Annotated in this window: 12 protein-coding genes; 5 read left to right on the plus strand and 7 right to left on the minus strand. The window is 69.8% G+C overall.

What is annotated here, in order from left to right; all coding sequences use genetic code 11:
* Positions 1 to 14: 14 nt before the first annotated feature.
* Positions 15 to 647 (minus strand): nicotinate-nucleotide adenylyltransferase, encoded by a 633-nt coding sequence (gene nadD / locus ACFWIW_RS25885; protein ID WP_378370821.1) that lies wholly within the window; start codon positions 645 to 647, stop codon positions 15 to 17.
* A gap of 161 nt (positions 648 to 808) precedes the next feature.
* On the opposite strand from nadD, the gene ACFWIW_RS25890 reads away from it, so the two are divergent.
* From ACFWIW_RS25890 to argS, 3 genes are all read left to right on the plus strand, one after another.
* Positions 809 to 2,914, plus strand: a complete 2,106-nt coding sequence (locus ACFWIW_RS25890) for a RecQ family ATP-dependent DNA helicase (protein WP_378370822.1) — start codon at positions 809 to 811, stop codon at positions 2,912 to 2,914.
* Positions 2,915 to 3,023: 109 nt separating this feature from the next.
* Positions 3,024 to 4,310 (plus strand): MFS transporter, encoded by a 1,287-nt coding sequence (locus tag ACFWIW_RS25895; protein ID WP_378370823.1) that lies wholly within the window; start codon positions 3,024 to 3,026, stop codon positions 4,308 to 4,310.
* A gap of 71 nt (positions 4,311 to 4,381) precedes the next feature.
* A complete protein-coding gene (gene argS, locus ACFWIW_RS25900; RefSeq protein ID WP_378370824.1) occupies positions 4,382 to 6,106 on the plus strand; it encodes an arginine--tRNA ligase in 1,725 nt (574 codons plus the stop codon).
* On the opposite strand, the gene ACFWIW_RS25905 is transcribed toward argS, so the two are convergent.
* On the minus strand, positions 6,101 to 7,375 hold the full coding sequence (locus ACFWIW_RS25905; RefSeq protein ID WP_378370825.1) for an FAD-dependent oxidoreductase: 1,275 nt from the start codon (positions 7,373 to 7,375) through the stop codon (positions 6,101 to 6,103). The two genes, argS and ACFWIW_RS25905, sit on opposite strands and share 6 nt — an antisense overlap.
* Positions 7,376 to 7,466: 91 nt before the next feature.
* Here ACFWIW_RS25905 and ACFWIW_RS25910 point away from each other — a divergent pair, with 91 nt between their 5' ends.
* Positions 7,467 to 8,102 (plus strand): TetR/AcrR family transcriptional regulator, encoded by a 636-nt coding sequence (locus tag ACFWIW_RS25910; RefSeq protein WP_378370826.1) that lies wholly within the window; start codon positions 7,467 to 7,469, stop codon positions 8,100 to 8,102.
* Between the two features lie 126 nt (positions 8,103 to 8,228).
* On the opposite strand, the gene proB is transcribed toward ACFWIW_RS25910, so the two are convergent.
* The 5 genes from proB to ACFWIW_RS25935 all read right to left on the minus strand — a co-directional run bounded on the left by proB (position 8,229) and on the right by ACFWIW_RS25935 (position 14,740).
* Positions 8,229 to 9,338 (minus strand): glutamate 5-kinase, encoded by a 1,110-nt coding sequence (gene proB / locus ACFWIW_RS25915; protein WP_378370827.1) that lies wholly within the window; start codon positions 9,336 to 9,338, stop codon positions 8,229 to 8,231.
* A complete protein-coding gene (obgE, locus tag ACFWIW_RS25920; RefSeq protein ID WP_378370828.1) occupies positions 9,335 to 10,798 on the minus strand; it encodes a GTPase ObgE in 1,464 nt (487 codons plus the stop codon). The genes proB and obgE overlap by 4 nt, the downstream gene beginning before the upstream one ends.
* Positions 10,799 to 10,909: 111 nt before the next feature.
* Positions 10,910 to 11,167, minus strand: a complete 258-nt coding sequence (rpmA, locus tag ACFWIW_RS25925; protein WP_007034782.1) for a 50S ribosomal protein L27 — start codon at positions 11,165 to 11,167, stop codon at positions 10,910 to 10,912.
* A gap of 38 nt (positions 11,168 to 11,205) precedes the next feature.
* Entirely contained in the window at positions 11,206 to 11,520 is a 315-nt protein-coding gene (gene rplU / locus ACFWIW_RS25930; protein ID WP_005158538.1) for a 50S ribosomal protein L21, read from the minus strand.
* Positions 11,521 to 11,689: 169 nt separating this feature from the next.
* Positions 11,690 to 14,740, minus strand: a complete 3,051-nt coding sequence (locus tag ACFWIW_RS25935; protein WP_378370829.1) for a translation initiation factor IF-2 N-terminal domain-containing protein — start codon at positions 14,738 to 14,740, stop codon at positions 11,690 to 11,692.
* A gap of 525 nt (positions 14,741 to 15,265) precedes the next feature.
* Here ACFWIW_RS25935 and ACFWIW_RS25940 point away from each other — a divergent pair.
* Positions 15,266 to 16,696: a S8 family serine peptidase gene (locus ACFWIW_RS25940; protein WP_378370830.1), complete on the plus strand. Its 1,431-nt coding sequence runs from the start codon at positions 15,266 to 15,268 to the stop codon at positions 16,694 to 16,696.
* The last annotated feature ends 4 nt before the right edge of the window (positions 16,697 to 16,700 follow it).

The following is a 16,700-nucleotide window of genomic DNA, read 5'->3' on the forward strand; positions in this document are numbered from 1 at the left end:
TCAAACAGATGGCTTTACTCGCGGGTGCGCCCGACGAGGGTACCCGGTGGGGCACCCCGGTCTTTGCGATAGAGGTCCTTTTTGGCGATGTAGCGCACCACACCGTCGGGGACGAGGTACCAGACGGGCTCCCCGTCTTCGACGCGCTCGCGGCAGGCGGTGGACGAGATCGCCATCGCGGTCACCTCGACCAGGCTCACCTTCCCACTCGGCAGATGCTGCGAGTTGAGGCGGTAACCCGGTCTGGTGACACCGATGAAATGCGCGAGGTCGAACAGCTCGTCGGCGTTGCGCCAGGTGAGGATCTGTTCGAGCGCGTCCGCGCCGGTGATGAAGAACAGCTGGTCGTCCGGGTACTCCGCGCGCAGGTCGCGCAGGGTGTCGACGGTGTAGGTCTGCCCGACGCGGTCGATGTCGACGCGGCTGACCGAGAAGACGGGGTTGGACGCCGTCGCGATCACCGTCATCAGATAGCGGTCTTCGGCGCGGGTGACCACCCGGTCGGACTTCTGCCACGGCTGACCGGTGGGCACGAAGATGACCTCGTCGAGCGCGAACCGCGACTGGACCTCACTGGCCGCGACGAGGTGCCCGTGGTGAATGGGGTCGAACGTGCCGCCCATGACCCCGATCCTGCGTGGTGACATGGGTCGTGAGCCTATACAGCGCGCGAGGCCTCACGCGCGGGTCGCCGGACCCACCGACCAGGCGTGATCTGGATCACATTACAGTCGGTTCCATGGATGAACGGTCCGTTCACGACTTCCCGGTCGCGACTTCGTCGGTGGCATGGGGTAGAGGTGGGGACGTGGACACATCGACTCTCCGGGATCGCGCCGAGACCCTCCTCCAGTCATTGGCGGGCGAGGGCGCCCGGCTGCGCGACGACCAGTGGACGGCCATCGAGGCGCTGGTCGCGCATCGCCGCCGCGCGCTCGTCGTGCAACGCACCGGCTGGGGGAAGTCCGCGGTGTACTTCCTGGCCACCGCGTTGCTGCGGGAGCGGGGCAACGGCCCGACCGTGATCATCTCGCCGCTGCTCGCGCTGATGCGCAACCAGATCTCCGCGGCGGCGAGGGCGGGTATCCACGCGGCGACGATGAACTCCGCGAACCCGCAGGAGTGGGATCAGGTCCAGGCCGCGATCGCGGCCGGAGAGGTCGATGTCCTGCTGGTCAGCCCGGAACGACTCAACAACCCGGACTTCCGGGACACCGTCCTGCCGAAACTGACCGCGAGCGCCGGCCTGCTCGTGGTCGACGAGGCGCACTGCATCTCGGACTGGGGCCACGACTTCCGGCCGGACTACCGGCGGCTGCGGACACTGCTGAAGGACCTGCCCGACGGCGTCCCGGTGCTCGCCACCACGGCGACCGCGAACGACCGTGTGGCGACCGACGTCGCCGAGCAGCTCGGCATCGGCAACGGGGGTGACACCCTCGTCCTGCGCGGCAGCCTGGACCGCGAAAGTCTCCACCTCTCGGTGGCCAAGCTGCCGACGTCGCAGGCGCGGCTCGCCTGGCTGGCCGAGCACCTGGAGGAACTGCCGGGGTCCGGCATCATCTACACGCTCACCGTCGCCGCCGCCCACGACGTGGCGGGCCTGTTGACCGAACGCGGCTACCCGGTCGCCGCCTACACCGGGAAGACCGACCCCGCGGACCGCCAGGCGGCCGAAGACGATCTGTTGAACAACAACGTCAAAGCCCTGGTGGCCACATCGGCGCTGGGCATGGGCTTCGACAAGCCGGATCTGGGCTTCGTCGTCCATCTCGGGGCTCCGTCCTCCCCTATCGCGTACTACCAGCAGGTCGGCCGTGCCGGACGTGGTGTCGATCGCGCCGAAGTGATCCTGTTGCCGGGCCACGAGGACAAGGACATCTGGGCGTACTTCGGCTCGCTCGCGTTCCCGGACGAACTGCGGGTGACCCAGGTGCTCAACGCGCTGGCGTACGCGGACCGTCCACTGTCGACACCCGCGCTCGAACCGTTCGTCGAGCTGTCCCGTTCCCGGCTGGAGATGGTCCTCAAGGTGCTGGACGTCGACGGCGCCGTCCGCCGGGTGAAAGGCGGCTGGGAAGGCACCGGCGAGGAGTGGCGCTACGACAAGGAACGCTATGCGCGGGTGAGCGCGGCACGGACGAACGAACAGAACGCCATGCTGGCTTACCTCGAAACCGGCGGCTGCCGGATGGAGTACCTGCGGAAGCAGCTGGACGATCCCGACGCGACACCCTGCGGGCGGTGCGACAACTGCACCGGAAAGCATTGGGACACCACGATCTCCGACGACGTCGTCGACGCCACCCGGCAGCGGCTGCGCCGTCCTGGGGTCGAGGTCGCGCCGAGGAAGATGTGGCCGACCGGGATGGCCGGGCTGGAGGTCCCGCTCTCCGGGCGGCTGCCGGCGGGCGAGCAGGCCGAAACCGGCCAGGTGGTCGGGCGGGTGACCGACGTCGGCTGGGGCACACGGCTGCGCGAACTCGTCGGCCCGTCCGCGGCGGACACCGAACTCCCCGATCCGGTCTTCCAAGCCTGTATCGAGGTACTGAAGGGCTGGCAGTGGGCGGAGCGTCCGGTCGCGGTGGTCGAGGTGCCGTCCGCCACCCGCCCCCAGCTGGTCCACAGCCTGGCGACGAAGCTGGCGTCCATCGGAAGGCTGAACTATCTGGGCGCCATGACTTCGACGGGCCCGCCCCCGCGCCAGGCGAACAGCGCGCAGCGGCTGGCCGACCTGTGGAATCGCCTCGGCCTTTCCGAAGGGCTCGCCGCCGAAGTCGCCTCGGCCGAGGGGCCGATCCTGCTGGTCGACGACCTGATCGACACCGGATGGACGATGACCCTTTCCGCACGCTTGCTCCGCCAGGCCGGGGCTCGCGCCGTCCTGCCGTTCGCTCTCGCGAGCACCTCGTGAGTCGGCGACCGTAAGCCGGAGAGCGTTACGATCCCGACATTCGACAGGTTCTTTCCCGCGCGGGAACTTTCTGGCAAGGTTCCGTCCACGCGCGAGTACGGAGGTGCCGATGGCGGACGCAACGACGGAGCGGCTGAAGCATCGGCTCCCGGTGAAGAAGTTGTTCGCCGCCAGTGTCGGGAACGCGCTGGAGTGGTTCGACTGGACCATCTACGCGACCTTCAGCATCTACTTCGCCAGCGAGTTCTTCCCAAAGGGCAACGAAGCCCTGGCGTTGATCAACACGTTCGCCACGTACGCGCTGGCGTTCTTCTTCCGGCCGCTCGGCGGGATGTTGCTCGGCCGCTTCGCCGACATCAAGGGCCGGAAGCCCGCGATGATCCTGACCATCGTGCTGATGGCGGGCGGGTCGGTGGCCATCGGTCTCCTGCCGACGTTCGACCAGGTCGGCTGGCTGGCCCCGATCCTCTTGCTGCTGGCGAGGGTGGCGCAAGGACTGTCGCTCGGCGGCGAGGTCTCCAACGCTTCGGCGTACCTCGGTGAGATCGCGCCGCCCACCCGCCGCGGGCGGTACTCCGCCTTCTTCTACATCTCGACCGGTTCCGCCGTCCTGATCGCCTCGATCCTCGGGTTCGTGCTCGCGCGGACGATGTCCAAGGCGGATCTGACGGCGTACGGCTGGCGGATCCCGTTCCTCCTCGGTGGCGTTCTCGGCATCATCGGCCTGTGGCTGCGGCGCAGTCTCGCCGAGACCGAGATCTTCGAGGAGAAGAAGTCGACGGCGCGCCGGGTCGAGCGACCGCTGCGCACCACCCTTCGCGAGCACCCCCGGGCCGTCGTGCAGCTCGTGGGTTTCTCGATGCTCTCGACCCTTTGCTACTACACGTTCTTCAGCGCCCTGACCTCGTTCGCGGTCAAGACCCGCAAGGCCGACGACGTCGACGTGTTCCTCGCGTTGTCGATCGCGACGGCGTTGTTCGTCGCGCTTCAATACCCGATGGGCGCTCTGTCGGATCGCTTCGGCCGCAAGCCACAGCTGCTCGTCTGGGCGGCGGCGACCGCGATCCTCATCGTCCCGCTGTCCACTTTGGTCCGGCCGGGACTGCCGGGGTTGCTCGTCGTGTTCTGCGTCGGGCTCTGCCTGTACACGGCGATGACGTCGATCGCGCCCGCGATCATGAGCGAGCTGTTCCCCACCGAACTCCGCGGTTTGGGCATCGGCGCCTGGTACAACCTGACCGTCGCGTTGTTCGGCGGAACCGCGCCCCTGGTGCTCACCGCGTTGTCCGACGCCGGGCTGTCGACGCTGTTCTTCTGGTACGTGGCCGCCGGTGCGGTGATCGCGTTCTTCGTCATCCGGACCCTTCCGGAGACCAAGGGCAGCGACCTGCGCTGAAACTCCGTCGCCGAAGACGTGGGCAGGTGGCTACCCTCGCGCTCCTACGACGAGCGCGAAGGAGGGACACCGTGTTGTTCGGCGATGTAAGCGAGGAATTGGCGCGACGCGTGGTGGCGGCCCTTCGCCACGTCACCGACTTCGAACCTCCGTCCGCGCTGGTGCGGGTCTCCGCGCAGAGCGGCGTCGACTATCAGTGCGATCTCGCGATGAGCTTGGGCAAACGGCTCGGCAAGCCGCCGAGGGAGATCGCCGCCGACATCGCGGCGCGGCTCGACGTCGCCGACATCGCCGAACCACCGGAGGTCGCGGGGCCGGGTTTCCTCAACTTCACGCTGCGCTCGTCCTGGCTCGCGGAGCGGACGACCGCGCTCAACGGCGACCCGCGGCTGGGTGTCGCGGTGACGCCGCGGCCTCGGCGGATCGCCGTCGACTACAGCAGCCCGAACGTGGCGAAGGAAATGCACGTCGGGCACCTGCGGTCGACGGTCATCGGCGACGCGATCGTCCGGCTGTCACGGTTCGCCGGGCACGAGGTCGTCCCGCACAACCATCTCGGCGATTGGGGTACTCCGTTCGGCATGCTGATCGAGCATCTGCTCGACGAGCGCCCGTCCGGCCCGTACGCGATCGGGGACCTCAACGGTTTCTACCGGGCCGCCCGGGCGAAGTTCGACACCGACGACGGCTTCGCGAGCCGATCGCGCGAGCGGGTGGTGCTCCTGCAAAGCGGTGACGAAGAGACGCTGGCGCTGTGGCAGCGTCTGGTCGACGAGTCGACCCGGCATTTCACCCAGGTCTACGAACTACTCGGGATCGGGCTGGCGGGTGAGGACGTCTACGGCGAGAGCTTCTACAACCCGTTTCTCGCCGCGGTCGTGGCCGACCTGGACACCGCCGGGTTGACCGAGATCAGCGACGGCGCGGTCTGTGTCTTTCCCGACGGTTTCCGCAACCGGGAAGGCGATCCGCTGCCGCTCATCGTGCGCAAGCGGGACGGCGGTTATGGCTACGCCGCCACCGATCTCGCGACCCTGCGGTACTGGACGGAGCAACGCGAGGTCACCGACCTGCTCTACGTCGTCGGCACGCCGCAAGCGCAGCACTTCGCGATGGTGTTCGCCGTGTGCCGTGCCGCCGGCTGGCTCCGCGAGGAACATCGGGCCGAGCACATCGGGTTCGGCTCGGTGCTCGGCGAAGACGGCCGCGCCATGAAGACCCGGGCGGGCGAGTCGGTCCGGCTTTCCGACCTGCTCACCGAAGCGATCTCCCACGCCGCCGAAGTGATCGACGACCGGGCCGACCTCTCCCCCGGCGTCAGGGAAGAGGTCGCCAGGGCGATCGGGATCGGCGCGATCAAGTACGCCGACCTTTCCGGTGATCGCGAACGTGATTACGTCTTCTCCTGGGACCGGATGCTCGCCAAGAGCGGCAACACCTCGGTCTATCTGCAGTACGCCAACGCGCGGATCCGTTCCGTACTGGCGAAAGCGGATCAGGACCTCACCGGCGCGCGGGTCGTGCCCGGCCATCCCGCGGAGCGCGCGCTGGCACTCGCGCTGACCCGCTTCCCCGAGGCGATCGGCGCGGCGACCGCGGGTCATCTCCCCCACAAGCTGTGCACGTATCTGTACGAGACCGCTGTCGTCTTCTCTCGGTTCTACGAACAGTGCCCGGTGCTGGACGCGGACGGTCCCGGCGTCCGCGACTCGCGACTGCTGCTGGCCGAGCTCACCTCGAAGACGTTGACACTCGGCCTGTCCCTGCTGGGCATCTCCACTCCCGCCCGGCTATGAGTCGCCGTGGTCGCTGAAGACCTTGCGCTTCAGCGGAGGGACCGCCTGGAAGAAGCGGAACATCCCCCGTGCCATCGTGCGGCCAGCCCGGTTCTCCGACACGAACTGGCGGGCGCTGCGTTCCGAGTCGCGCACCGCCGCGAAGCCGTAGTCACGCATCCGCTGCTCGTAGTCGGCGACCGCGGCGCGCACCGCGCCGGTCTTCCGGGCTTCGACGAGGTTGCGGCACAACAGTTGTGCGTCCCGGAGCGCGGTGTTCGCGCCGATGCCGCGGAACGGGGTCATGCTGTGGATCGCGTCGCCGAGCAACGTGACGTTGCTCGTCGGCCACGGCGGTACAGGCTTCGAGGTGAAGATCGGCAGCCGGGACACCGCCTCCTCGGGTGAACCGGCGACCAGTTCCTTGAACGCGGGATCCCAGCCGTCGATCAGGTCCAGCACCAGGTCTCGCAACGCTGCACCGTCCAATGAGGACAGATTGCCGGGGTAGCGCCGGTCGTCCGCCGCGAACGCCCACATGACGTAACTCGAGGTGTTGTCGAACAGGACGGGATCGAAGTCCGCGGTCTCGTCGTTGACCGACGGGACGCCGGCCAGCTCGTGCGGCGCGGTGAACAGGCCGGCCCCGGTACGCGGCATCACCATGCTCGGGCCGTCGGTGAGCCGGGCGGGCAGACGCTCGCGGGTCTCTTCGGTCAGCGGGTGTTTGCCCGCGATCGCGATGATCCCGGTGTCCACCCGCTCGGCCTCGGGAAGGAACTGTTTGCGCACGCGGGAATTGGCGCCGTCGGCGCCGATGACCAAGTCGGCTTCGACGGTGCTGCCGTCGGCGAACTCGCAGACGACCACCTCGCCTTCACGGCGGTAGCCGACGAACTCCTTGCCATGGTGCAGAACTCCTTCGAGCCCGTCGGACAGCACCTGGTGCAGGCTGATCCGGCTGACCGAATGATGGTCCGACGCGGGATCGGGGCTCGACGTGAGCTCGGCGTCGATCACCATCAGGTCCCGAAGCTGCTCGGTCACGAAGGCGAACGGGCCGCTCGTGGTGCCCGTGGTGTCCAGGAACCGCTGCCAGAGCTCGGGCGGCAGGCATTCGTGCAGGGCGGCGGAGCCGTGCGGGTTGATGTGCACGCGATAGCCCTGCAGGCGTTCGGTCCGGGTGCGGCTGCGTTCGTGAACGGACACGTCGATTCCCGCCTTGCGCAGGCCTTGCGCCAAGCAGAGACCGCCCGTTCCGCCGCCGATGATCGCGATTCTCGTGGTCATGGGTTTCTCCTCTCTCCGCCGACAACTATCAACCATATGGATGATAGTGTCAACCGCATGTTTGAAAGAGTCAGCGGCTAAGCTGAACCGCATGTCCGAACCCGCCCCGCGCAGCCCTCGCCGTGCCCCCGTCGAACGCCAGCGCGATCCCGAGCGCACGAAGGCACAGCTCCTCGACGCGGCGAAGGCCGAGTTCGGCGCGAAGGGCTATGCCGCGGCACGCGTCAGCGAGATCGCCGCGAAAGCGGGCGTGAACAAGCAGCTGATCTCGTACTACTTCGGCGGCAAGGAAGGGCTGTACAACGCGCTGACCGCGACGATGTACGACGATTACGTCGCGGTCGCCGACCACGGGAAACCGTTCGCGGAGGTCGTCCGGTTCTTCGCCCAGTCCGGCGTCCGGGATCACGACCTCGCCAAGCTGTTCCTCTGGGAGAACCTGACCGACGGCGCACCTGACGCGATCGGTGTCGATGGGCAGCGCGGATTCCTCCAGCGGCAGGTGGAGTACGTGCGGGCCCGGCAGGCCGCGGGCGACTTCCCCGCCGACCTCGACCCGGCGTTCCTGCTGGTGATCTTCATGGCCGCGTCCAGTGCCGCGCTGGCGCTCCCTCGCGTCGTCCGGGCCGTCTCGGGCCAGGACCCGCAGTCGGCCGAGTTCGCCGAGGCCTACGGCGAACAGCTGGCTCGTCTGGTCGGCCACCTCGCCGATCCGGGAAAGCGGTAGCAAAGGTCCCCTGCTGTCGCTTGAACCTTTCGGGCCTCGACCGGGCCAGGGGCAAGGCGCCGAGGACCTGGCGCAGGCCGAGCGACCGAGAGAACGCGCGACCGCCTTTGAGCGAGGCCCGGTGCCCTAGCGCCGCAGGGGAACGAGATCGTCCGCGTGGACGACCTCGCGCCGCTGCTCGACGGGGAGGTCGTGACTGGAGCGGCCGATGAGGTCGGGCAGTTCGCCCGCGTCGAAGGCCACGACACCGCGCGCCACGGTCCGCTGCCGGAGATCGACCAGGTCGACGACGTCGCCCGCCTGGAAGTCACCGTCGACGCCGGTGATCCCGGCGGCCAGCAGGGAGCGACGGCGGCGGACGACGGCGGCGACCGCGCCGTCGTCGAGGTGCAGTTTCCCGGACGCGCCCGCGGCGTAGCCCAGCCAGAACCGGCGGGCCGACAGCCGGGAGTCCGCGGCGGCGAACGCCGTGCCGACCTCGGCGGTGGTCAGGGCGCGTGCGGCTTCGGAAGCGGCGGCGAGCAGGACCGGGATCCCGGCACCGGCGGCGGTGCGGGCGGCGGCGAGTTTCGACACCATGCCGCCGGTGCCGAGTCCGGAGCTCGACATGCCGACGGTGATTCCGTCCACATCGGACTCCCCGGCGACCTCGGCGATCTTGCGGGTCGCGCCGTCACGGGGATCCCCGTCGTAAAGACCGTCCACATCGGACAAGAGGATGAGCGCGTCGGCGCCGATCAAGTGCGCCACCAGCGCGGCCAGCCGGTCGTTGTCGCCGAAGCGGATCTCTTCGGTGGCCACGGTGTCGTTCTCGTTGACCACGGGAACGGCGCCGAGGGCCAGCAGCCGGGTGAACGTGTTCTGCGCGTTGCGGTAATGCGCACGGCGCACGACGTCGTCCGAGGTCAGCAGCACCTGGCCCACGGTCAGGGAAAACCGGCCGAACGACTCGGCGTAGGCGTGGGCAAGCGCGAGCTGGCCGACGCTGGCCGCGGCCTGCTGGGTGGCGAGGTCACGCGGGCGTTTGCCGAGGGCGAGCGGCGCGAGTCCCGCGCCGATCGCCCCCGAGGACACCAGCACGATCTGCGTGCCGCGGGAGACCCGGTCGGCGATCGCGTCCACCAACGCGTCCAGTCTGGCCACGTCGAGACCGTCGCCGGCGGTGGTCAGTGCGGAGGAACCGACCTTGACGACCACACGCTTCGCGTCGGCGATCGCCACCCGGGTTGAGCTCACTCGTCGTCCATCTCGTCTTCGTCTTCGACGCCGTCCGGACCGTCACGACGGATCCGGCGGGCTTCCTTGCGCTCGGCGGCACCGACGCGGCTGGTGTTCTCCAGCCGCACGTCCGTGCCCCGGCCCGACAGGTGCACCGCGACCCCGGCCGGGGTCGACGGCTCCCATTCGAACTGGACGTCGCCGATGGTGACGGGGCTGCCGGGTACGGCGCCCTTGCGTGCCAGTACTTCCTCGACGCCCAGCCGGTTGAGCCGGTCCGCGAGGTAACCCACGGCTTCGTCGTTGCCGAAGTTGGTCTGCCGGATCCACCGCTCCGGGCGGGAACCGCGGATGATGAACGCGCCTTCCTCGTCCGGGTCGAGTTCGACGGTGAAGCCGGCGTCGTCGACGGCCATCGGCCGGAGCACGACCTTCGCCGGTTCCGGGGCGGGCTGGTCGGCGCGGTACTTCTCGACGACGGCGGCGAGCGCGTAGGTCAGCTCCTTCAGCCCCTGGCGAGACGCCGTCGAGATCTCGAAGACGCTGAGCCCGCGGGCTTCCAGTTCCGGGCGCACGAACTCGGCGAGCTCGGCGGCGTCCGGAATGTCGATCTTGTTCAGCACCACCACGCGCGGCCGGTCGGCGAGGTCGCCGCCGAGGCTCGGGGTGTAGCGGGCCAGTTCTTCTTCGAGGGCGTCGATGTCGGACAGCGGGTCGCGGCCTGGCTCGAAGGTGGCGCAGTCGACGACGTGCACCAGCACCGCGCAGCGTTCGATGTGGCGCAGGAAGTCGAGGCCGAGGCCCTTGCCCTCGCTCGCGCCGGGGATCAGCCCCGGCACGTCGGCCATGGTGAACACGGTCGAACCGGCGGTGATCACGCCGAGGTTCGGTACCAGGGTGGTGAACGGGTAGTCGGCGATCTTCGGCTTGGCCGCGGACAGCACCGAGATCAGCGAGGACTTGCCCGCGGACGGGAAGCCCAGCAGCCCGACGTCCGCGACGGAACGCAGCTCCAAGACGAGGTCGCGGGTCTCCCCCGGCTCGCCCAGCAGCGCGAACCCGGGCGCCCGGCGGGCCTTGGAGGCCAGCGCCGCGTTGCCGAGGCCGCCACGGCCGCCCTGGGCGGCGACGAAGGTGGTGCCCGGCCCGACCAGGTCGGCCAGGATCTCGCCGTCCTCGGTCATCACGACGGTGCCGGACGGGACACGCATCTCCAGCGTCTCCCCGGCCGCGCCGGCGCGGTTGCCGCCTTGCCCCAGCTTGCCGTTGCCGGCGCGGGCGTGCGGCCGGAAGTGGAAGTCGAGCAGCGTGTGCACGTTCGGGTCGACGACCAGCAGCACGTCGCCGCCGTTGCCGCCGTTGCCGCCGTCCGGGCCGCCGAGGGGTTTGAACTTCTCGCGGTGCACCGAGGCGCAGCCGTTCCCACCGTCGCCGGCGGCCAGATGGATCACCGCTCGGTCCACGAACCGGGACGCCATGACTTGCCTCTATTCACTGTCGAGAAAAAGGGGATACACAAAACAAACGAGGGGTGGGCCCGGATATTCCGGCCCCACCCCTCGTCAGAGGTTCTAACTCGAAGCCGGAACTCAGGCTTCGGTCGGCACGATGTTGACCGTCTTGCGGCCACGCTTCTCGCCGAACTGGACCGCACCGGCGGCCAGCGCGAACAGCGTGTCGTCGCCGCCACGGCCGACGTTCACGCCGGGGTGGAACTTGGTGCCACGCTGGCGGATCAGGATCTCGCCCGCGTTGACTTCCTGGCCGCCGTAGCGCTTGACGCCCAGCCGCTGCGCGTTCGAATCGCGACCGTTGCGGGAGCTGGACGCACCCTTCTTGTGAGCCATGGCTCAATCCTCTTTCTGACGAAGATCCGGAGAAAGTCCTACTTGGAGATGCCGGTGACCTCGACGCGGGTCAGCTTCTGCCGGTGACCCTGACGCTTGTGGTAGCCGGTCTTGTTCTTGAACTTGTGGATCCGGATCTTCGGACCCTTGGTCTGCTCGACGACCTTGCCGGTGACCGAGACCTTCGCCAGCGCGTCGGCGTCCGTGGTGACGTCGCCACCGTCCACGAAAAGGACTGCGGGGAAGGTGTGCTCGGTACCCGGCTCGCCTTCGAGCTTCTCGACCTCGACGACGTCGCCGACGGCCACCTTGTACTGCTTGCCGCCAGTCTTGACGATCGCGTACGCCGACACGGAAGTCTCCTGCTTACTCGACAACGGGTGGGGGCTTGCGTGATCGGCCCACCAGGAAGTTCTCGGTGGTCCGGATGCTGCGCAAGGTGCCCGCTCTAGGTGGCGGGCCGTTCTACAGGTTACGTGGGGCTCCCCGGTGCGATCACACCGGGGTGCCCCTAGGTGTTCACTAGCTCTTTTCCGACGCCTTGACCGGCGGTCCGGCCGGCCGTGAGGCCGCCCGTCGCGGACGACGGCGGGTGGTGGAGCGCACGGCCGGGGCCGGAACGTCCACCTCGGGCTCGGTCTCCTCCTGAGCGGAAGGAGCCTCGGGCTCGGAAACCTCTTCTGTCACAACAGCCTCAGGCGTCACCGGCACCTCGGGCACTTCGGGCTCGGGGCCCGATTCCGCGACGACGGCGATCTCTTCCTCGCGCGCGGCCGGGGCCTCGTCGTCCGGAGTCGTCACCGGTTCACCGGCGAGTTCCGTCGCGGGTGCCTCTGCGACCGGCTCCGAGACCGGCTCAGCGGCCGCCTCGGCCGCCTGTTCGACGGTCGCTTCGGCAACGGGCTCAGCGGGCTGCTCAGCCGCCTGAGGGGCGTGACCGTTGAGCGCGGCGCCCTCGACGTTCTCGGTGGTTTCGTGCGAGTGCTCGCCCTTGGCCGCCTTGGTGGCGTTGGCCACGGCCTGGACCGCCGAAACCACCGACTCGCGCTGGGCGGGCGCCGGGGGCGCCTCGGTCTTCGCCGCGGCGGGCTCGTTCTGGCCCTGGTCCTCACCCTTGCCCCGGCCGCGGGACCGGCGGGAGCCCTGCTCCTTGCCGCCGCCACCACCGCCGTGGCTGTGACCGTTGCCGCCGCCACCGGTGCGCTGCGGCTCGGTCGAGACGACCACACCGCGGCCCTTGCAGTGCTCGCACGGCGTCGAGAACGCCTCGAGCAGCCCGGTGCCGATCTTCTTGCGGGTCATCTGCACCAGGCCGAGCGAGGTGACCTCGGCGACCTGGTGACGCGTGCGGTCGCGGCCGAGGCATTCGGTCAGCCGTCGCAGCACGAGCTCACGGTTGGACTCGAGCACCATGTCGATGAAGTCGATGACGATGATGCCGCCGATGTCCCGGAGCCGGAGCTGGCGAACGATCTCCTCCGCCGACTCCAGGTTGTTCCTGGTCACCGTCTCCTCGAGGTTTCCACCCGATCCGGTGAACTTGCCGGTGTTGACGTCGATGACCGTCATCGCTTCGGTGCGGTCGATGACCAGGTACCCGCCCGAGGGCAGCCAGACCTTGCGGTCCAGCGCCTTCGTGATCTGCTCGTCGATGCGGTGGTCGGCGAAGGCCGAACCGGTGCCCGTGTACCGCTTGACGCGATCCGCCAGGTCCGGCGCCACGTGCTGCACGTAGTTGTAGATGGTGTCCCAGGCCTTGTCGCCCTGGATCTCCAGCTTGGCGAAGTCCTCGGTGAACAGGTCCCGGACGACCTTGACCAGCAGGTCCGGCTCTTCGTAGAGCATGACCGGGGCGCTGTTCTTCTTGCCGCCGTTGCCGGCTTCGGCCTTCTCCTTGATGACGTCCCACTGCGCCTTGAGGCGGCGGACGTCCCGGTCCAGCTCCTCCTCGCTGATGCCCTCGGACGCGGTGCGGATGATCACACCGGCGTCCTCGGGGACGATGCGCTTGAGGATGTCCTTCAGGCGACGGCGCTCGTTCTCCGGGAGCTTCCGGGAGATACCGGTGGCGCCGCCCGCGGGCACGTAGACCAGGAAGCGGCCCGGCAGCGAGATCTGCGTGGTCAGCCGGGCGCCCTTGTGCCCGACCGGGTCCTTGGTGACCTGGACAAGCACGGAATCGCCGGTGGAGAGCGCCTGCTCGATCTTGCGGGCCTTGCCCTCGAGACCGGCGGCGTCCCAGTCGACCTCGCCGGCGTAGAGCACGGCGTTGCGGCCGCGGCCGATGTCGATGAAGGCGGCCTCCATCGACGGCAGCACGTTCTGCACGCGGCCGAGGTACACGTTCCCGACGATCGAGCCGGTGCCCGACGACGTCACGAAGTGCTCGCACAGGACGCCGTCCTCGAGCACGCCGATCTGCGTGGACTCACCCTTCTCGGCGACGACCATGGTGCGCTCGACCGACTCGCGGCGGGCGAGGAACTCGGCCTCGGACAGGATCGGCGCGCGGCGACGGCCCGCCTCACGGCCGTCCCGGCGGCGCTGGCGCTTGGCTTCGAGCCGGGTCGAGCCGCGCACGCTGCGGACCTCGTCCCGCGCGGGGCGCTCGGTCTCGGCGGCCTTGGCCTGGCGCACGTGGACGACCGTGTTGGGCGGGTCGTCGCTGGTGGCCTCGGCGTTGTCGTCGTCCCCGCCCTTGCGACGGCGGCGGCGACGGCGGCGCTTGCTGCCGCCGTCCGAATCGCCGTCATTGTCCGAATCGGACTCGGTGGACGCTTCTTCGGTGGTCTCGGCGCCGGTCTCTTCGGCGTCGGCGTCCTTCGCGCGCTGCTGACGACCTCGCGGGGTTTCGGCAGGCTGCTCGTCCTCGTTCTCGGACTCGGCCGAGCTCTCGTCGCCGCCCTTGCCCCGGCCGCGACCACGACGTCCGCGACGACGGCGGCGGCGGCCGTTGGCGTCGTCACCGTCCTCGTCGGTGCCCTGGCCTTCGGCCTGCTCCGTCTGCGTCTCGTCCTCGTCGGAGGCGGTTTCCTCGGTCGGGCTGAAGGCCGGCTCCGGCTTGCGGGCGGGCTTCGCCGCGACGGGCTCCGGCGGCAGGAACACCGGCGACGGCGCGGCGAACACCGGGACGTGCACAGCGGCCCTGGCACGCTTCGTCGTCGGCTGCGGCGGCTCCGGGGTCACCGGGGCGGCCAGCGCGGGCGGAACACCCCGCGAAGGGGCCTCCACCTGCGGAGCGGGCTCCGGCTCGGCCTCCGGCTTCGGCTCGGGTGCCGCCGGGGTCTCGGCGACGGGAGCCTCGGCGGCAGGCGCCGCCTCGGCGGCTTCGGGCTCGTCTCCACCGGCGAGGGCTTCGGCGAGCTTGTGCGCCACCTCACGGGTGACGCTGGACTGCGCGCTGCGTACGGTCTCGCCGAGCTCCCCGAGCTTGGCCATCAGTTCACGGCTGTTGGATCCCAGCAGCTTCGCCAGCGCGTGCACCCGGATCCGGGGAGGCAGTTCGCCCAGCTGGCCTGCGATGGGTGTGGCGGTATTCCCGCCGGTGACGGCGGGTGTGTCCGCGTTCGACATATATCTCCTCCGCCCCCGGGCGCGTCGGCTGGCTCACACCGGCTCGACGCGGCCGCGCAGGGGCCCCTTTCTGTTCGTTCCGCCGTGGTGGTCACCAGCAGCGGGAATCCTTGCCCGGCACCGCGACGGCGCCGGGGTTGTCCGGGCGCCGCGTACGGCTGAAGGTCTGCTCGGCGGAGCGCTGGCCACGTTCGCGACATCGGGCCGCCCGCCACGTCGTCGAGCCGCATACAGCGGCGACGCGTGTGGAGGATGTGCAGCACACCACCGGGCCACGAGACCGCGAGCGCCACCTCTCACGTGTGCCCGTCGGCCAGCGGCCACCGCGAGTATCCCACACCCCGGCCCCACTCCGGTGTACTCGGTGCCACAGACCTGGCTCCCGGGCGCGCCGCGGCCACCGGCCGAGCGAACTTCGCGGGAGAGCTTGTCGACCCGGCCGAGGGTGGCTAGCGTGCCGCTCGGGGGTACTGAAGCGTAGGCGGCGGTGCCCCCGTTGCCCGATGTTCTCCGGTGGGAGGTCCGGTGTCCCTGCTGGGGCGTTCCCTGCGAGCGGCCGTATGCGCCTTGGTGGTGCTCTGCGGTTCGGTCGCCGCTGTCGCGACGGCCGAGGCCGAGCCCTCGTGTCATCCCCAGGGACGGGCACTGCGTTACGTCGTCGCCTTCGACAAGGGCACTTCCGAAGCAGAAGCCAGGGCGGCCGTCGCCGGTGGGTGCGGCGGCACGACCGTCTACTACCCGCAGATCGCCGTGGCCGTGGCGACCTCGGCCGACCGGGACTTCGCCGAACTGGTCCGGCCCGCCGCGGCGTTCAGCGCGCAGGCCGAACGGCTGGCCGTGCAGCGGGCCAACGGCACGTCACCGGCCAGGTCCGCGCCCGCCCGCGCCGAACTAGCACCCACGGATCCGGCGAAGGTGCCCACCGCCGACCGCACCGGCGAGCAGTGGGACATGCGCGCGATCGGCGCCGACAAGGCCCACGCGATCGAGCCGGGCAACCGGGACGTCGTCGTCGGCGTCCTCGACTCAGGCGTCGACCCGACCCACCCCGAACTCGCGAACGCCCTCGACCCCGGCAAGTCCGCGGGCTGCCTGACCGGCGCGCCCGACCGGAACTGGGCCGCGACGACGTCGGTGCACGGCACCCACGTCGCGGGGGTCATCGCCGCGGCCGACGACGGCAAAGGTGTCACCGGGGTGGCGCCCGGCGTGCGGATCGCCTCGGTGAAGGTGATCGACGATCGCGGGTACGCCGACCCCGAAGCCGCCGTCTGCGGGCTGATGTGGGCCGCCTCACAGGGCATGGCGGTGACGAACAGCAGCTACTTCGTCGATCCGTGGTCGCTCTCGTGCGCCCACGCCGACGAACGGGGCGTGGTGAACGAGGTCATGGCCCGCGCCGTCGAGTACGCGACCTCGGCGGGCACCCTCAACGTCGCGGCGGCGACCAACGAAGCCGCCGAGCTGGTGCCGTCACCGCGCTCGGGTGCCCGGCGCCACGCCGAGGGCTGTCAAGCGCTCCCCGCCGGTCTGCGTGACGTCGTCGCGGTGTCGTCCGTGAGCGAAGAGCGGGTCAAGGCCGGCTACAGCTCGTACGGGCTGGGCGTGATCGACGTGACCGCTCCGGGTGGCGAGGCGGGGCAGTGCGTGCTTTCGACCGTTCCCGGCGGGTACGCGCCGCTGTGCGGGACGTCGATGGCGGCGCCGCATGTCGCCGGGGTCGCGGCGTTGCTCGCTTCGACGCATCCCGGCCACAGCGCCCGTCAGCTGCGGCGGATGCTGGACGCCCAGGCCACCCCGATCGCGTGTCCCGCCGACTACGACCTGACCGGTGACGGCTCACAGGACGCGTACTGCACCGGCTACGCGGGGTTCAACGGCTTCTACGGGCACGGGATGGTCGACGCGCTGGCCGCGGTGGCGCCCCGGCGGACGGGCCCGAACCCGGCTCGGTGACGGT

The organism is Amycolatopsis sp. NPDC058340, from assembly GCF_042723975.1.
Taxonomy (GTDB): domain Bacteria; phylum Actinomycetota; class Actinomycetes; order Mycobacteriales; family Pseudonocardiaceae; genus Amycolatopsis.

Bases quoted from the DNA above. Each gene is read 5' to 3' on its own strand.
- ACFWIW_RS25905 (WP_378370825.1), bottom strand. From the start codon at position 7,375: ATGACCACGAGAATCGCGATCATCGGCGGCGGAACGGGCGGTCTCTGC.
- obgE (WP_378370828.1), bottom strand. From the start codon at position 10,798: ATGGCGTCCCGGTTCGTGGACCGAGCGGTGATCCATCTGGCCGCCGGC.
- ACFWIW_RS25910 (WP_378370826.1), top strand. From the start codon at position 7,467: ATGTCCGAACCCGCCCCGCGCAGCCCTCGCCGTGCCCCCGTCGAACGC.
- ACFWIW_RS25895 (WP_378370823.1), top strand. From the start codon at position 3,024: ATGGCGGACGCAACGACGGAGCGGCTGAAGCATCGGCTCCCGGTGAAG.
- rpmA (WP_007034782.1), bottom strand. From the start codon at position 11,167: ATGGCTCACAAGAAGGGTGCGTCCAGCTCCCGCAACGGTCGCGATTCG.
- ACFWIW_RS25935 (WP_378370829.1), bottom strand. From the start codon at position 14,740: ATGTCGAACGCGGACACACCCGCCGTCACCGGCGGGAATACCGCCACA.
- nadD (WP_378370821.1), bottom strand. From the start codon at position 647: ATGTCACCACGCAGGATCGGGGTCATGGGCGGCACGTTCGACCCCATT.